The sequence below is a fragment of the Corynebacterium drakensteinense genome (assembly GCF_041224285.1).
In the GTDB taxonomy this organism is placed as follows: domain Bacteria; phylum Actinomycetota; class Actinomycetes; order Mycobacteriales; family Mycobacteriaceae; genus Corynebacterium.
Window position 1 is genome coordinate 1 of record NZ_JAXOFP010000019.1, and the last position, 17,343, is coordinate 17,343.

Sequence of the window (17,343 nt, forward strand, 5' to 3'; positions counted from 1 at the left end):
GTATTTATCGATGAACCGGATCATTTCCGACGTTTGGGGTCGAGTTCCGACGCGAAAAAAGCTGACGCAGCCTTCAGCAGTTCGTTGGTATCCCGTAGCTCTTGGTTTTCACGTCGCAGCCTGGAGATTTCGGCTTGCATATCCTCTGGCATGCGTTCGACAACTCGTCCTTCGCGTCGAACTGCTTGCGTCCATTGTCTTGCTGTGTGCCATGAGACCCCTAGTTTCGGCGCCACAATCTTGCACGCTTGTTGCATTGAAAGATTCTCCGCCAAGATGCGGTCTTCCACGAGACGGACCACACGGTCCTTGGCATCCTGGTCAAATTTTTTGGGCATGGTCCAGATTTTCCCATCTACTCAGACGGAACAAAACCTGGGACACTTCAGCGGCTGCCTGGCTTAATACCCACCTGCCAGTCATTGCTGATGCCCAGTGGGGGTCAATGTGTGCCGACGAGGTGATCGCCGTGGCGAGCCTGGTTGTTGATCTGGTGGCCCCTCCCGAATCTGATACCGACCCGGAGCCGGTTAGTTCTGGCACGGTCCGTCAGGTCGTTGGTTGGGCTGGTGTGCTTGGGCGATCAGTAACGAGGCGCAGCGTGTACCGCTGGGTTGAGCGCGGTGAGATTCCGGCGCGGCTGGATGTGAATCAACGAGTGATTGTGTGGTTAGAAGATGTACTCGCAAAGTGTGATGAGCTGCGGTTTTCGCAGCTGTCACAGCAGTGATGCTACGATGAGCGTGTCAGAGTTATGGCGAACGTCAGCAACACGCATCAGTTGCTGGCGTTTTTGTTTTCTCGCGCTTGTTCATCGTTGCTTTGAGCTTGTGCTTATCGTTTCTGTGATCGCATTCAGGTTGCAGGTATTGGTGCACTCACCGATTGGAGGTGGTCTATGCCTGGCTTCCAGTCGCACCGACGCACGCGTACGCGCTCGGATATCGGACCAAAGCTTCGACGTAGGGTGCTCGCCCGCGATGGCGGGCGTTGCCAGATCAGGTGGCCAGGCTGCCTTGGCGAGGGTGTCGAGGTTGATCACATCATTCCGCATAGCGAGGGTGGTTCGATTGATCTCGAGAATCTGCAAACCGTCTGCGTTGTGTGTCATAAGCACAAGACCCAAACCGAAGCCCAGCGGGCCCGTACCCGGCTGGGGCGCAAGCGTGCCCCGTACCCGCGGTTTGGGATGCGCTAGTGATGGGGGGTGGGGGATCCCCTCCCCGGCAATCCTCGCCCCACGGACGGCATAGCGCAAAAGAATGTGTACGGGTTTAGAACTTTTTTGGGGCTAGGCGTTTAAGCAGCTCAAATAGGGAAAAATAATGACGATTTCACCCGAAAGGGGGTAGTATGCCTGGGCCTGTTCCGAAGCGTTCCGAGGAGCGCGTAAGACGAAATAAAGACGTAATAGAGACAACCAAAGTGGCTGGTGCGTCTACTGTGACTGCACCGGCTGAAGACCGGACGTGGCATGTGTCCGCTAAACGCTGGTTTAGGTCATTGAAAAAGTCCGGCCAAGCAATCTTCTACGAGCCATCGGACTGGGCATACGCCCAGATTTGCGGTGATCTGCTGTCGATGGAGATGCAGCGTGAAAAACCGCGCTCGGTGATGATCTCGCAGATTCTGTCGATGATGGACAACCTGTTGACCTCCGAGGGCGCTAGGCGCCGCGCACGCATTGAGCTGATGCGCGCTGAACAAGACCAGGACGATAAGGGGGCAGATGTGATCACGATGAATCCGGCGGCACTCTATGAGTGAAGCTGACTTACTTCCTGGCTACCGGATAGACCCCTCAACAGGCGCGTGGGTCACGCTTCCATGGCCTGGAGATCCCACGTTGCCGCTTACACACCCACAGCGGCTTGCAAAACTGCCACCGTCGCTAGGTCCACACATCATCAATTGGGCACACCACTGGCTGGTTCACCACCAAACAGGTGAGCCGTGGCGCTTCACGCCAGGGCAAAAACGCTTCATTCACATGTGGTACGCGTTCGACCCTGAAACCGGGCGCAAGCTGTACCGATCAGGAATCAAGCGCGGAGCGAAAGGCACTGGAAAAGACCCAGCTGCAGCTGTATTAGCGCTAATCGAAATGTGCGGCCCAGTAGAACTCGCAGGCTGGACAGACGAAGGTTGGCCGGTTGGAAAACCCCACAGGCTCGCCAAAGTGCAGATCGCTGCAAACTCCATCAACCAGGCGAAGGAGGTGCTCACCGTGGCTAATCGCATGATGTCGGAAAAATTGCGCAACAAGCTGGGAATCGAAACCGGCAAGGAGCGCTCGCATACCGCAGGCGGATCGCTCATTGAGGTCATCACCGCCTCCGAATCCTCCGCCGAGGGCTCGCCAGTAACCGCGGTAATCCTCAACGAGACACACCACATGACGCCATCGTCTGGGCGCTATGATATCGCCAAAGTCGCCCGTCGTAACACCGCAAAATCCCCGAAAGCTATCAGAGCCCGCACCCTAGAGTTCACTAACGCTCACCGCATGGGTGAGGGTTCGGTGGCTGAAGAATCCTACGATTCCTGGCAAGACCAAGTAGCCGGCATATCACCGAAAAAAGACATTCTCTACGATTCTGTCGAATACGACCCATCACTAGACCTCGTCGACGAACAACAGCTCCGCCGAGGGCTCCAACAGGCCTATCAGGACGCGCCCTGGATTGATATCGACAACATCGTTTCCGAAGTCCAGGACAAGCGCACCGCACCATCAGAGGCCATACGCTTCTACCTCAACGGCCTAGCCGCTGCCGAGGAATCATGGATTGACCCAGCTGCATTCGACGCACTGGCACGGCCGGAGACCATCGTCGAGCCGGACGAAAAGATCGCCATGTTCCTCGACTGCTCGAAATCCTCCGACGCCACCACACTTTCGGCCTGCAGACTCTCCGACGGCCACGTAATGAGCCTAGGTGGCTGGCGTCGTCCACACGGTGCCCGCGGTGATGATTGGATAGCCCCACGCGATGTTGTCGACGCTGTCGTCAGAGAAGCATTCGACACTTACAAAGTTGTCTGGTTCGGCGTCGACCCCTCACCAGCCACCGATGATCAGACCGAAGCGCTCTACTGGCGGCCGATGATCGACGACTGGCACCGAGACTTCCAACGAAAACTCCGCATCTGGGCAACACCAGGAGCCGGAGGCCACTCTGTCCTTTTCGACATGCGCATGAGCCAGCCCGGGGCAGTCAATCGAAACCGACTATTCACCGAAGCTGCCATGCAAACCGCACTCGACATCAACGACGAGAAAACACTCACCCACGACGGCGACCCCATGCTACGAGCACACGCACACAACGCACGCCGCCGCCCAAACCAATGGGGAGTAGGGCTTGGCAAAGCCAACCGATCATCAAACAAACTTGTCGACTACGCAGTCACCATGGTCGGCGCTCGCATGGGGCGGCAAATCGCGCTACGCAGCACAAAAGTCAACACCACAAAGACACGGGGAGCGAGGTTACTGAACTAAATGAACACCATACAAAACGCTACCCACGCGCCGGGCCTTGATGCAGCAGAACAGCAGGTGCTCACGCGGCTTATCCGACAGTATGAGCACCACCAGCGCAGCAATGATTTACGTAGCTTGTATTACTTGGGTAAGAAGTCATTACGTGCTGCAGGCAAGCTGGGTATGGCTATGCCGGAATCGCTTAAGAAGCTTGAGACGGTTCTTGGCTGGCCAGCTAAGGCTGTAACGACGCTTGAGCATCGTTTAGACATTAGGGGCTTTGTGCTGCCGGGGGCTGTATCTCGCGATGAGGGGCTCGATGAAATTGCGGCAGATAATCAGCTGCTTGATCTCACCGCGTCCATGACGCATACTGCGTCGTTGATTCATGGATCAGCGTTCGTCACCGTGTCTGCCGGTGATCAGTCGCAGGGGGAGCCCCCTGTGATCATCTCGGCTCGTTCGGCACGTGAGGCGACTGCGTTGTATTCGCGGCGTACACGCTCTGTCGTTGCTGGTTTGACGATCAACCCGGCCGAAGGTGGCAGGCAAGGCCAGATGGTGCTGTGGCTTGATCGCTACATCATTTCTATTGAGCCAGATTCTGCTGGGGGCTGGTTGGTGCACCGTCAAGAGCACTCTCTTGGGCGTGTGCCTATGGAGATCGTTTCCTATCGCCCGCACCTAGAGCGTGAGTTCGGAACCCCGCGTATTAGTGATCCGGTGATGGGGCTGACTGACTCTGCGGCGCGCACAGTGCTACGCATGGAGGGCACGGCAGAGTTCTTCAGCTTCCCGCAGCGTTATGCGCTTGGTGTTGAATCCAAGGACTTCTCAGACACATTCAAGACCTACCTGAACCGGTTTTTGGCCCTTGGACGAGACGAAAACGATAATGCGCCAGAGGTAGGGCAGTTCACCGCATCGTCACCGGAGCCGCACATTGCTCAATTGCGCTCGCTGGCATCGTTGTTTGCCGGGGAAACGTCTATTCCAATGAACTATCTCGGTGTTATCCATGACAATCCGTCATCGGCTGATGCGATTAAGGCTGCAGAATCTGATCTGGTCAAGGTTGCTGAAAGAGCCCAGCGCATTTATGGCAATGCGTGGGCGCGGATTATGGCCATGGCGCAGCACATTCGTGATGGTGAGAAAAATCCCGCTATGAACCGGCTTGCAGTGCAGTGGTTAGATCCATCAACACCTACGAAGGCAGCAACCGCGCAGTCGACGATGGCGTTGGTCGCTGCAAACGTACTGCCGGGACGCTCACGAGTGACTTGGGAGCTGCTGGGCTTCGATGAAGCGACTATTCAGCAGCTGGAAGCGGAAACGCGCCTAGAGCGCATGCAGGCATCTGCTGCAGCGTCAGTGAAACCGGACGACGAAGCAGAGGCTGAAGACAAAGACGACGGGGAATCTCAAGACGATGAAGACTCGCTGTTTGCAGAGGGACTTATCTAGGAGGTGAGCGATGGAGGAGCAGCTGGATCTATACGACAAGGCGATGCGAAATCTTGACCGGATGGCTGCTGCCGATCTGCAGGATTGGTGGGAAGCTGGTAACCGGCATGGGCGGGATCCAGAAGACCTCATCGACTATTTGGCTGAACCATTCACGGATATTACTCAACGTTATGGCACCCGAGCTGCGTATCTGACGGTGGATGCGATGATTGTTAACCGTAATCTTGATGAAGAGCTGCGTTGGCTGCCGTATCCTACCCCGGAAGAGGCAGCGAAGTTTGAGCAAGCGCATTCGTCGCTGGAGTGGTCGGTACACACCTCGAAGCTGTTGGGTGAGTTCGACTCGGCTAAAGCCCGAAAGAAGCTGCGCGGTGCTTTGAACCGCCTGGTGTATCAGCCAGCACGGCGAACTGTCGAGCGTGCTGTGAAAAAGGACGGGACTGCTTATGCCCGTATTCCATCGCCTGGGGCCTGCTCGTTTTGCCTGATGCTTGCTGCACGTGGGCCTGCTTATTTGCGCGATAATGTCGTGGCTACGAAGCAGATGGGGCAATATCATGACAATTGTCGCTGTCTTGGCTGGGAAGCTAGGGGGCGGACTCCAGAGGAACGCTGGGCGTCGTTACCACCGATTAATCGGCAGCTCGATGATCTGTGGAACAAGAATATCCCTGGTGGAAGCTCTGGTGACGCCAGTAAAGAGCAACGCAGGCAGTGGCGCGAACTCATCATCTTTAAGCGTCGCGAAGCAACTGGTTCTGATGAACCGGTGCGGTTTCCTCCCATTAAAGGTCTGAAGTTGCCGAAGAGATCTCTCAAGGCCAATCACACGGCCTTTGGCGATGTCGAGCCGCTCCCGCTGGTGACTACAGAATCTGCTGGACACATCCTGTTCGGTTGGCAGCGAAGACAGCTGGGAAAGCTTGGGAAGAAAGAAGGCAATGCTGGTTTGTCAGCACACGAGCTATCGGATCGACTGGGCCACATGTGGGACAGTCAGAAAAACAATAAGACGCTATTCCCGGAATCATGGTCACAGCAAGATATTGTGAATGCAGTTCATACAACCATTGAAGACCCAGATCGTGTGTACCGTGAAGATGATGAAAAACGTCACGCTCGTAAAATGATCGATGGTGTTCTTGTCCAGGCGGTTTGGACTGTTGAAGGAAACAAGGCAATTTTGAACACTGCGTACCCAGTACGTGGTCAAGGAGTAGTGCGGAGAAAGGCTGGTACACTAACTGATCCACCAGAAACTCACAATATGGATGAGTATTTTGCTGAAGTAAAGGGGTAAGAAATGGCTGTCATGATGCATGGTATTGACGTCGAACAAGCTAGCTTGGACGATGGCGATGAGTACTTTCAGCTATGGCAGGAATTTCTCACTGACAACCTGCATAAGTTCATTGACCCAAATATCATCGATGACCCTTACGGAGGGGACATTGAATATTGTTTCCAGCATGCTGTAGAGGTTCTCATCAAAGAAAATATTATGATTTCTGAAGACTGGCTTGACGCTCTGGAAATAGCCGCATACGTATCACCCATGTATGCGGATAAATTTGCTGAATACGCCAAGCATGTACGCGCGCATCACGCAAAGGCAAACGCCTAGCTCACAAGATTCACCACCAACCCGGCCCGATCATCATCGCGCCGGGTTTTGTCATACCCGCACCTTGAGACGTTCAGCCCTGGTGGGCGCTACCAGTTGGGTTCGATTCCCGGTTCGTCTACTAGCCCCGCACCCTGGTAGGTGGCGGGGTTTTGTCATATCCACCCCAAGAATTCCCAGGAGGAATCACCAATGGATACCGTAACCGCCACCGCAGATAACTCGGATGCCCGCACCGAGGACAACCTCGAAGAACGTGGAAACTCTTCCGAGAGCCAACAGGCGGCCAAGGAGACAGATACGGCCGATCGCAGGGAGGATAACCAGAACTCCGAGCAGGATTTACAATCCGAGATCGCAAAGCTGCGTAAAGAATCCGCTAAGTACCGCACCGAGCGCAATGCGTATCGCACTGACGCCGAAAAGTACCGCCAGGAGCAAGAGGCGAATAAGACCGATGCGCAAAAGCAGGCCGAGAAATTAGCGCAGCTGGAAGAAGAAAACCGCGAGCTTCAGCTGCGTGAAAAGCGCGCCCAGATTGCCCAGGAATCTGGTGTTGATGCCTCTCTACTCCGGGGCAGCAGCGCCGAGGAGCTACAAGAGCATGCTGATGCACTCAAGGAAGCATTCGGCAAGCTGCAAGCGCAGTCTAAGCCACCTGCAGGCGTGCGCGTCTCTGGTGAAAACACCGGACGCATGCCCCTGGGGGAAAGCGACTGGCTACGCAAGCGGCTGCTGGGCAAATAAGCACACCAAATCTTTAATCACTAGGAGGAATAACCATGGCGTTTAACATCGTCGGACGCGAAGACGTCGCAGGAGAGATGGTCCCAGACCAGATCACCAAGGAAATCCTGAAAGAGGCACCAAGCCAATCCATCATGCTTGAGCGCGCAAAGCGCGTTCCTATGTCCAAAGCGAAGGTCAAGCAGCCGGTCCTGAACACGCTGCCAGAAGCCTACTGGGTTGATGGCGATACCGGCCTGAAAAAGACCAGCAAGGCGGACTGGAAAAACGTCACCATGACTGCCGAGGAGCTCGCAGTCATCGTGCCAATTCCAGATGCACTCATCGACGACTCCGATGTTCCACTGTGGAACGAGATCAAGCCACTAATTGTCGAAGCCATCGGCAAGAAAGTCGACCAGGCCGCAATCTTCGGCACCGAAAAGCCAGACTCATGGCCAGAAGCCATTGTTCCGGCTTCCATTGCTGCCCAAAATGTAGTGCAGCGTGGCACCGGCAAAGATATCGCGGTTGATATCGCCAACCTCGCTAAGACTGTCGCCCGTGATGGATTCGCAGTCAACGGCTTCGCTTCTATGCCAGGGCTGCAGTGGGAGCTCGTCGGCATGCGCACAGAGACAGGCCAGCCGATCTACAGCCCGTCCCTGGCGCCAGGTCAACCAAACGGACTCTACGGCTACCCACTCAACGAAGTCACCTCCGGCGTCTGGGACGACAAGGTAGCCCAGGTGCTCGCCGCCGACTGGTCCAAGTTCGTCGTCGGCGTACGCCAGGACATCACCTTCGACCTGTTCAGCGAAGGAGTTATCTCCGATGACGACGGCAAGGTTGTGTTCAACCTGATGCAACAAGACGCCAAGGCACTGCGCGTTGTCTTCCGGGTCGGATTCCAGGTAGCCAACCCTGTTACCCGACTCAACACCACCGAGACTCGCTACCCAGCAGGCGTGCTCACCCCACCAGACAGCACCACCGACCAGGAACTCTAGGAGGTACCCAATGGCACTAATGACCAACGGCAAAACCACAGCCGATATCCCACCCGCCGGCATCCAGGCGATGACCCGACTGGGCTGGACCACAATCGAGCCAGAGAAAAAGACCACCCGCAAAAAGAAAGCTACGGCCACCGAACAGGAGGACTAGATGTCCACCTACGCAACCCCAGAATCGGTGCAAGACCTCTGGCTCGGAACTGAAGAACTACCCAGCAAGGACAAAATCCAAAAATGGCTAGACAAAGCCGAACTGCTGATCTTCACTGAAATCCCCACCATCGCCGACCGGCTCACCGACGACCCAGATCAAACCTGGGCGCGCAGGGTGGCGTTTGTCGAAGAGCAACTGGTCATGCAAGTCATGCGCAACCCGGACGGCGTACGACAGCTTTCACAAACCGCTGGAACGTTTACCGACTCCAAGACCTTTGGGTCGGAGACGATCACCCAACTAATGGAGCTCACCCCTGTGCATCGCGCGATGCTCTCGGGCAGTAGCGGACGCCATTCCGGCATTGACATGACCGAAGATCAATCTCGCTTGCAGCACCCGCTTGCAGGTGCGTGGGTTAACGGCCCTTATGGCATGGCTCCAGGTGAGCATCACTAAGCCACAAGGAGGTGGATATGACTACACCGCGCCGCACTAACGCTGGGTTTCCATTACGCAAAGAAGTCACGGTTTTGGTCTTTGAGACCAAGCTCAATGACTTCGGGGAGTCCATCAAGACCCGCGTAGGAGAGCATAAGCGCCCGGTGCTTGGCTGGTATGCCCCCGATATCACTGCTGCTGTCGATGACAACGCTAATCGCCGAATAGATTTCGACCTCGTTCTCATCGCACCGCCAGACACCGCCGATATCGATAACCATGTGCGCATCGAGGGCACCACCTACCGCGTAGAAACAATCAAAGACCACCGCCATGGCCCGTGGTTTAACCCAGGCTTGGTGGTCTATGAGCTTAAGGAGGAAACCGGATGATCATTGCGTACAACCGTCCAGGAGACGGTGAACCAGATATCGCAGAATACGACACTAATGCATGTGAAATCATCGACGGCGCTCTCGTGATTCACGACGATAGCCACCCCGATGGTCTCCAGGTCCTAGCCGGTTTCGCTCCCGGTGTGTGGAAAACGTTCAGTCTCACCGACGAGAACGGAGAACAGTTGCAACCATGAGCAAACCTATGCAATGGGATATGAGCGAGTTTGATCGTCTCCGACGTGCACCAGGTGTGCAAGAGATGATTGAACGTCACACGGCTGACTTCGCTGAACGCTGCGGCCGCGGCTACGAAGGGTCCACCCAGCAGGGCAGAACACGTTTCCGTGGGATTGTCTATCCGGGAAATTCCAGAGCTAGGCGCGATCATGCGCGCAACCAAACAATGCTCAAGCGTGCCGCAGAGTCCGGTATGCGACTAGGAGGTGTGCCATAGAACCGATCTATCCACCAATCCTCGTCCGGAACTCACTTACAGAGCATGCCAATCTCGATTGCGACGTCGTCGTCAAAATCCCGAAAGAGCGCAAACCCGAGTTTATTTTGGTTGATTCTTCCACACCACGACGAGCGACCCTGGCCAGCACCGAAACCCTGATTATCTGCTATATCTACGCCGAATCACATCAACGGGCCTGGCAGATTTCCGAAAAGCTCGAAACAGCCCTCGAGAAACTCTACTGGGCAGATGACCGAATACTTGGCTGGCACCTAATCAGTCCAGGACACGAACATGCCGACCCTGACCGGCCAGCAACTAAACGCTGGCAACTTACCGGCATGCTCACCCAAGCCGTGCACTAACACCACAGTGCACGGCTTTTCCATTCCATCAAACTTGAAAGGACACAAACCATGGCACGTATCCGTTCCAACGTGTTAACCGGCGGCCCCAACGTCAAAGCCGCAGGCGGCGTACTCATTGGCCGCGCGAACCCCGAAACCTCGGCCTACCCAACTGATGCCGCCGGGGAACTCAACACCGGCCTTGCTGCAAAACCTGCCGGTTTCATCTCCGAAGACGGAGTCAGTAAGACGGTCGACCGTTCCACCGAAAAAATCAAGGACTGGAACGGCGATACCGTACACATCGTCCAGTCCGATCACGCAGTCACCCTAAAACTGACCTACCTCGAAGCAGCCAATGCCGAGGTGCTGAAGTCCATCGCAGGCGAGAACAACGTCCAAGTCCGCGAAGGTGGCAAGAAGATCGAAATTCGAGACACCGCAGACGAGCTACCTCACCGCTCACTCGTATTCGAAATTAAGGGCTCCACTGACTCCAAGATCCGTTTGTTCGCACCAGACGCACAAGCCACCGAAGTCGGAGATGTCTCCTACGTCCGCTCGGATGTCATCAAATACGAAGTCACCTATGAGTGCTTCCCAGACGCCAACGATGCCAAGCTCTATCAATTCATCGACCGCAAAAAGGTCGAGGGTGAGGTCGAGGACACCGACGAAGACGCAGGCACCGAAGAGGTTAGCTCTACCGGCTAACTAACAGCCCGATTGCCCACAAACTACGCCCCGACGCACACCACCGTGCCGGGGCGTTAACCACACAAAAACACAAAGGAGAAAACAATGACTGAAAAATTCCACTACACCACATCCTCCGGTGAACACATCACCTTGCCATGGCCAGAAAACGCTTTTAAGGCCGGATTCATCCGCCGCAACCGCCACCTAGGACAAGAAGAACTCGCCTGGCTCATGATCGAAAAGATCGCAGACGAAGAAACCCTCGCAGTCATCGACGGCCTTAACATCAAGGAATTCGGCGACGTCATGGAGAAATGGCAGCAAGGAACAGGAACCAACCTGGGGGAATCCTTGGCCTCGCAGAAGCGCTAGAAGACCCCAGTCTCTGCAGTGCGGTCGAGGCTGAACTCATACGCTTCGGCCTGCGACTGCGCTGGCTCTGCGACGGCACAGACCGACTCAACTGGCGTGACCTCCACGTCATCATTCGCGAAGCCACCACAGACAGCCCCATCATCGCCGCATTCCACCCCAACTATCACGGCTGGGACATCAAAACCCATCTGCTGGCCTGCATCTCCGACATTCTCGCCGGAGCAAACTGGCAACGCGGTGGCGGCAAAGGCGAACGACCCAAACCAATCGAACGCCCTACCGACAAACAACGCAAAGCAGAAAACACCACCACCAAAAACCCCAGACTTGACGAATCTGGAACCTACCTCGGAGAAACACTCCCACTATCCGACATGGCCACATGGCTCGGAAACGACTGGAACCACTTCGTCACCCAGTAGAAAGGACGCACCATGGCAGCAGCAGGCGAAATCGCACGCGCATACGTCTCCATCATTCCCGAGACCTCCAAAATCGCGCCGGGCATCAAAGCATCATTGGGCAAGGCCGAAAACGATGCGGTTAAGCAAGGCGAAGGCATTGGCTCGAAGCTGATGTCTGGCCTATCCAAGACGATGAAGGTCACTGCTGCTTCCGTGGGCGTGTCTGTCGGTGGTGCACTGGGCACTTCGCTGTGGAAGGGATTTGGGCGCCTGACTGCGATCGATAATGCGCAGGCGAAATTGCGTGGTTTGGGCAATGATGCCCAGACCGTCGGTGACATCATGGAAAACGCCTTGGCTTCGGTTAAGGGAACTTCCTTTGGCTTGGAAGAGGCCGTAACAACCTCGTCTGGTCTGGTTGCAGCAGGTATCGCTCCGGGTAAAGAGCTGGAGGGTGTGCTCAAAACCGTGGCGGATACCGCTGCTATTGCTGGTATCAGCATGGCCGATATGGGCCAGATCTTTGGCTCGGTTGCCGCCCGTGGCAAGCTCCAGGGCGATGACCTGCTGCAGTTAACCAGTCGTGGTGTTCCGGTCTTGCAGATGCTGGCAGAAGAAACCGGCAAAACCTCCGAAGAGATCAGCAAGATGGTCTCCAAAGGCCAAATCGATTTCGCAACGTTTGAGCGCGCCATGAATGCAGGCATGGGCGGTGCGGCAAAAGAAATGGGTAATACCTTTTCTGGCGCACTGGCAAATATGCAAGCAGCTATGGGCCGGTTTGGTGCAACGCTGTTGGGGCCGGTGTTTGCTTCGGCACCACCTTTGTTCAATGCCGTTGGTGATGCTTTTGACGATTTGGGTAATGCGTTAAATCCTGTGGCGGAGCGTTTTGGTCAGGTTTTAGCCCCCGCAATGGAAACCGTCGGCAGCTATATCGGCACCACGCTTGCCCCTAAGCTTGGTGAGCTCGCTGGGGCATTCGGCAATATTGCAGTCGATGTACTGGAAAAGGCGCTAAACCCTGATCTGTGGCAGCGATTCGGCGAGATCATGTCTTCGGTAGCTGATGCTGCAGTACGTATCGGTGCCCCATTGTGGGATCTCGTTGTTGTCTTTGGTGAGATCGCGGGCAAGATCAGCGCGGCCACGTGGACGGCATTGATCAATGTTTTGAACACCTTGGCTCCTGTACTAGAAAACGTCGTTGTTCCTGCCCTGGAAAAGATGTCGACGTTTATCGCCGAGCATCCAGGGCTAGTCACCGCGATGGTCACTGCTTGGCTAGGCATGCGTGGCATTGGCATGCTGGTGGCTCCACTCACCGCGATTGCCGCGCCTTTGCTGACAATCGCCAAAGTTTTGACGATCATGCAGATCTCGAAAGAGCTAAGCTTGCTCGGAAAAAGCTTGGGCGGAGCAGCTACTCCAGCCGGGCGCCTGGCGACTAACTTCTCGAAGTTGCTGAACTTCTTTAACCCTCTGGGCAAAGCCGCCCAGTTTGTGTTGACTCCGATGCGCTCAATTGGCGGGCTGATCGTGCGTATGCTGCCGCGCCTGGTTGGGTTCATTCCCGTGGTCGGCCAGATCATTGCGGTGGTCGCCGCTGTGGGAACGGCGTTGTGGGCGTTTTTCACCAAGACCGAAACCGGCCGCGCCGTTTTTGAAAAGCTCAAAGAAACCCTGGCTAATGTGTGGAACTGGCTCAAAGACCTTGCTGCCAAGGTTTGGGATATCGCTACTGATTTTGCGGCCGCACTCAAGGATATTGGGTTGGATATTCTGCGAGAGCAGTTTGACCGAATGAAAGAAGCCGCCCAGCGTTTGTGGGATCAATTGGCTCCAGTGCGCGACCTGGTTGCTACGACGTTGTCCAACGCCTTCGACAAGGCTAAAGACGCCGTCACCCGCGTCCGGGACGCTATCACTCCGCTGTGGCAGAAGTTCAAAGATCTTGCTGCAGCTATTTGGGACAAGGTGCAGCCAGCACTGGAGAAAATCAAAGACGCGTTTGCAGCATTCATGGACAAGGTTGGCGGGCCGGCCGTCAAGATCGCGCTAGGCATCGTCTTTGCCCCGCTCATTGCAGCGGCTGGCATCGTCGTCGGCGCAATTTTCGGCGTGATGAAAGTCTTTGAGCTGCTCATGAAAGGCATTAGCTGGCTCATTGACCACATGGACTGGCTCAAGACCGCTGCAGAATTTGTGGGCAACGTACTAAAGACAGTATTTGAAACAATCTGGACAGTCGCTGCCTACACAATCGGAATTATCGGAACCGCCATTCTGGCTCCGCTAATCCTGGCTTGGAAAGCACTTTCTGCAGCAATCCAGTTCGCATGGCAATCCATCATCAAACCGGCCTGGGAAGCGTTCGGCAACTTCCTAAGCTGGGCATGGCAAACACTGATCCAACCCGCATTCGAAGCCATCAAGGCCGGGTTCCAGGTAGTTGGTGACTTGCTTGCTGCTACCTGGAATAACGTCATCAAACCAGTACTTGATTACTTCGCCGACAAATTCCGAGCGCTCGGCAACCATCTCAAAGAAGTCTGGGATAGCTTCATCAAACCAGTCTGGGACGCACTCGGAAACGTCATCAGGTGGGTTGTGGACACGCTCGTCATTCCCGCGTTCAACGCATTCATGAACGGGCTGAATGTTCTCCGCGATCTGTTTAGCGCTGCCGTTGACGTCATGAAAAACATCTGGCAATCCCTGTCAGACAAACTCTCACAGGTCTGGAACGCCATTAAATCCACAGTCTTCGACGTATTCATGTCCGTCGTAGATACCGTCAAGAAATGGTTCTCCGACCGCGTCAACGACATGCTCGCTGCCTGGGAGCTGTTCAAAACTGGACTTAGCACCGTCTGGAACTGGATTGACACCAACGTCTTAGGCGCATTCCGTAATGCCCTGGACGGATTCAAATCCTTTTTCAACAACACAGTCGATGGAATCAAGCAAGTGTGGGACACGCTACGCTCCTCACTGGCCAAACCGATCAACTTCATGATCGACACGGTCTACAACGGCGGAATCGTAGTCGCCTGGAACACCATTGCTGACTTCATACCTCCACTGAAAAAGGCACAAAAAGTCAGCCCCATCGCAGGCTACGCCACCGGTGGACGAATCCGAGGACCAGGAACCGGAACCTCAGACGATGTGCTCATGTGGGGATCCAACGGCGAACACATGCTCACCAAGCAAGAAGTCGACCAAGCAGGCGGCCATGGCCACATCTACGCCATGCGCGAAATGCTGCGCTTTGGCAAACCATTCAGCTTCGACGCCACCGGCAACATAATCCCACTACCCACCAACACCGACAACACCAAAGGGGACCTCCTCGGCGCCGCGCCGGGCTTGTTCCCGAAGTACAAAGACGGTGGAGAAATCCGACCACTATGGCACGACCAGCTGGCAGCAGCACACCGCTGGGCCGCTAAGCGCCACGGCCGGCCGTATGTCTTTGGCGGCTCTGCTGAGGGTGGTTCGGGTACAGATTGCTCTGGTTTCATGTCTGGCATCGCCAACGTGATCCAAGGTGGTAACGGTGCTCGGCAGTGGGCAACCATGGCGTTTAACGGTGGCGGAAACTCGCAGCATTCGTCAGGACCACAAGGCTTCGTTGCAGGCCTGAAGCAAGGCTTCTCCATCGGCATTACCAACGGTGGTGGCGGTGGCGGACACACAGCCGGAACGCTATCTGGTGTGCCAGGGTTCGGCACAGTCAACGTAGAAGCCGGCGGTTCGCCGTCAATGGTGAAATACGGTGTGGGTGCTGCCGGTGCCGATGATGGCTACTTCCGCACGCACTACCACTTGCCCATCGGTGCGGACGGCGCGTTTGAATCCGGTGGAGCCAGCGGAATCTCCCGCGATGCGATGATCGATGCCCTCAAAAACAAGGTCAAGTCCGTCATGGACAAAGTTCTTGGCCCTATCGAGGGCAAGATCGCCGGAGCTATTGGCACACCACCACCAGAATGGTTCAACATTCCCCCGGAGTTCCTCAAAGGCTCACGAAGCCAAATGGTGGACTTTGCCTTCGACAAGATTAAAGATCTCGGTGATCTGCTTTCCGGCGCCTGGGCGAAAGCAACAGATTTCATCTCGGAGCTTTTCGACACCGGCGGCATGATCCAGCCGGGTACCACAATGGTTACCAACAAGACTGGCAAGCCAGAGCCTGTGCTTAATCCAGCACAATGGGGCCATATCAAGGGTCTCGTTGCAGGCGTGGCTGGCCTGAACCCTATCTTGTCCGATTGGGTAGATAACGGCATTGCCGAGCTTGAGCGAATGGCTAACGCAACAGTCCGTGGCTGGCGCGATTACGCCGAAGCTAATGACGACCACAACCGACTGGCCCGCCCGGACGAGTGGGCACGCCACTACGGAGAAGCAGCACTGCATGACCTCGGCGGACAAGCACTCGGCCTGTTTGGTCTCGGCGGACTCGCCGACTGGGAGCCAGGCGAGGCAACAATCAACCTGATTGGCGCGGCAGCAGATACCGCTAACGCGGAGCTAGAACGCAACCAGATTGGGTTCCGCTTCGCTCATGCCGACCCCAACGCTTTAAAGCCCCGGGCGCTTGTCGACGGCGAGGGTCGTCTCATCGGAGACCGGCAGCCAGCCGGAACCGCAGATGACCCAGTGGCAGTGACCTCTACAGACGACGAGGGCACCCACACTGCACCGGAAGCACACGCACCGGACTACCAAGCCCCAACCGCGCCCGCCCCACAAGCAGGCACAGGCAAACAAGTCAGCATTGAGCTCAATATTCCGCCAGGCGTTGAAGCAGTCCCGGTCGATCAGCTCAAAGAAATGATGACCAACCTGCAAGACCAAATCAACGATCTGGAGCGCAAACAAAAAGCCGACAAGGTCGCAGCAGTAACCGCGGCGGTGACCACGATGGCCTAAACCCCGCAAGGAGGATTCATGAAAGAAAGCTACTACCTCGACTGGTACGGCGTAGACGGTTCAGTCTGGCCACTGAACCAACACCAATCCGGTGCGCGCCTACTCGAGCTTTCCGGGCTAACCGCAACCCCGGAGCGCTCACACTTACAAAACGCCAGCGGGGTAGGAGCAGCACACACCGCAACCACCTACAAGCCCCTAGAAGGAGAACTCGAAGTCCTCCTATCCGAGTCCCTGTCGCACCAACGCTACGGCGGACTCGGATGGCTATACCGCCGATTCAATAAAGCATTCTCCACCACACGAGCAGGAAAGCTCGTCATCACCCCACCGCACAGCATCGCCTGGGAAATAGACGCAATCCTTAACGAACCAATCAAAACCCCGGAGAAAAACCCAGACACCCAATCCCACATGCAAGCGACAATTCCGCTGCTATGCCACAACGGAGTCTGGCACCAACGCGAACCCGACATCTACACCTCCGGGCAACCCATCAAAAACAACGGAGACCTCGATCTCTACCCAACAATCGAATGGTCTGGAAGCGGCCAATGGTTCCGCATCGCAAACACCAACGAACGACTACCCAACGTCAACGCAACCCACAGGCTCTCACTCGACCCCGCAACCGGCTGGGCAGTAACAGACAGCAACGGCAACCAAGCCATTCACCACTGGCGAGAATTCCGGGGCAAAGCATTCCCATTCGTCATCGCGCCGGGGCAGGAAAAGACAATTACCGCGTCGTCTGGGGTGCGGATTATTTCCCGGCAGCGCGTTGAGACTCCATGGAGGTGATTT

General features: G+C 55.8%; 19 protein-coding genes. 18 read left to right on the top strand and 1 reads right to left on the bottom strand.

Going from position 1 to position 17,343, the window contains the following annotated elements; genetic code table 11:
• Window positions 1–20: 20 nt before the first annotated feature.
• Window positions 21–338 (bottom strand): transposase, encoded by a 318-nt coding sequence (locus U1140_RS09630; RefSeq protein WP_284813240.1) that lies wholly within the window; start codon window positions 336–338, stop codon window positions 21–23.
• Between the two features lie 131 nt (window positions 339–469).
• Between U1140_RS09630 and U1140_RS09635 the strand changes: the two genes are divergently transcribed.
• The 18 genes from U1140_RS09635 to U1140_RS09720 all read left to right on the top strand — a co-directional run bounded on the left by U1140_RS09635 (window position 470) and on the right by U1140_RS09720 (window position 17,340).
• The gene (locus U1140_RS09635) at window positions 470–730 is read left to right on the top strand and encodes a hypothetical protein (RefSeq protein ID WP_369847474.1); all 261 of its coding nucleotides are present in this window, start codon (window positions 470–472) and stop codon (window positions 728–730) included.
• A gap of 168 nt (window positions 731–898) precedes the next feature.
• Window positions 899–1,198 carry an HNH endonuclease gene (locus tag U1140_RS09640; RefSeq protein WP_369847476.1) on the top strand — a complete coding sequence of 100 codons (300 nt, stop codon included), beginning with the start codon at window positions 899–901 and terminating at the stop codon, window positions 1,196–1,198.
• A 155-nt stretch (window positions 1,199–1,353) separates the two neighbouring features.
• Window positions 1,354–1,767, top strand: a complete 414-nt coding sequence (locus U1140_RS09645) for a phage terminase small subunit (protein WP_459076891.1) — start codon at window positions 1,354–1,356, stop codon at window positions 1,765–1,767.
• Window positions 1,768–1,990: 223 nt separating this feature from the next.
• A complete protein-coding gene (locus tag U1140_RS09650) occupies window positions 1,991–3,505 on the top strand; it encodes a terminase (RefSeq protein ID WP_369847479.1) in 1,515 nt (504 codons plus the stop codon).
• Window positions 3,506–4,954, top strand: coding sequence for a phage portal protein (locus U1140_RS09655; RefSeq protein ID WP_369847480.1), 1,449 nt, complete (start codon window positions 3,506–3,508; stop codon window positions 4,952–4,954).
• A 10-nt stretch (window positions 4,955–4,964) separates the two neighbouring features.
• Window positions 4,965–6,257 (top strand): VG15 protein, encoded by a 1,293-nt coding sequence (locus U1140_RS09660; RefSeq protein WP_369847481.1) that lies wholly within the window; start codon window positions 4,965–4,967, stop codon window positions 6,255–6,257.
• 3 nt (window positions 6,258–6,260) lie between these two features.
• On the top strand, window positions 6,261–6,581 hold the full coding sequence (locus tag U1140_RS09665) for a hypothetical protein (RefSeq protein WP_369847482.1): 321 nt from the start codon (window positions 6,261–6,263) through the stop codon (window positions 6,579–6,581).
• A gap of 192 nt (window positions 6,582–6,773) precedes the next feature.
• Window positions 6,774–7,328 carry a hypothetical protein gene (locus tag U1140_RS09670; protein ID WP_369847484.1) on the top strand — a complete coding sequence of 185 codons (555 nt, stop codon included), beginning with the start codon at window positions 6,774–6,776 and terminating at the stop codon, window positions 7,326–7,328.
• Window positions 7,329–7,363: 35 nt separating this feature from the next.
• Complete coding sequence (locus U1140_RS09675) at window positions 7,364–8,317, top strand: phage major capsid protein (RefSeq protein ID WP_259802394.1); 954 nt, start codon at window positions 7,364–7,366, stop codon at window positions 8,315–8,317.
• A 10-nt stretch (window positions 8,318–8,327) separates the two neighbouring features.
• A complete protein-coding gene (locus U1140_RS09680; protein WP_369847486.1) occupies window positions 8,328–8,474 on the top strand; it encodes a hypothetical protein in 147 nt (48 codons plus the stop codon).
• Window positions 8,475–8,936, top strand: coding sequence for a hypothetical protein (locus U1140_RS09685; protein ID WP_369847488.1), 462 nt, complete (start codon window positions 8,475–8,477; stop codon window positions 8,934–8,936).
• A gap of 17 nt (window positions 8,937–8,953) precedes the next feature.
• Window positions 8,954–9,310, top strand: a complete 357-nt coding sequence (locus U1140_RS09690) for a hypothetical protein (RefSeq protein WP_284587423.1) — start codon at window positions 8,954–8,956, stop codon at window positions 9,308–9,310.
• Window positions 9,307–9,510, top strand: a complete 204-nt coding sequence (locus tag U1140_RS09695) for a hypothetical protein (protein ID WP_369847492.1) — start codon at window positions 9,307–9,309, stop codon at window positions 9,508–9,510. Before U1140_RS09690 ends, U1140_RS09695 begins: the two co-directional genes overlap by 4 nt.
• A gap of 679 nt (window positions 9,511–10,189) precedes the next feature.
• Complete coding sequence (locus U1140_RS09700; protein ID WP_369847493.1) at window positions 10,190–10,834, top strand: phage tail tube protein; 645 nt, start codon at window positions 10,190–10,192, stop codon at window positions 10,832–10,834.
• An 87-nt stretch (window positions 10,835–10,921) separates the two neighbouring features.
• A complete protein-coding gene (locus tag U1140_RS09705; protein WP_369847494.1) occupies window positions 10,922–11,191 on the top strand; it encodes a hypothetical protein in 270 nt (89 codons plus the stop codon).
• Window positions 11,134–11,616, top strand: coding sequence for a hypothetical protein (locus tag U1140_RS09710; RefSeq protein ID WP_369847495.1), 483 nt, complete (start codon window positions 11,134–11,136; stop codon window positions 11,614–11,616). The genes U1140_RS09705 and U1140_RS09710 overlap by 58 nt, the downstream gene beginning before the upstream one ends.
• A 12-nt stretch (window positions 11,617–11,628) precedes the next feature.
• A complete protein-coding gene (locus U1140_RS09715; RefSeq protein WP_369847497.1) occupies window positions 11,629–16,539 on the top strand; it encodes a tape measure protein in 4,911 nt (1,636 codons plus the stop codon).
• Window positions 16,540–16,557: 18 nt separating this feature from the next.
• Window positions 16,558–17,340, top strand: coding sequence for a phage tail family protein (locus U1140_RS09720; RefSeq protein WP_369847498.1), 783 nt, complete (start codon window positions 16,558–16,560; stop codon window positions 17,338–17,340).
• Window positions 17,341–17,343: the final 3 nt, after the last annotated feature.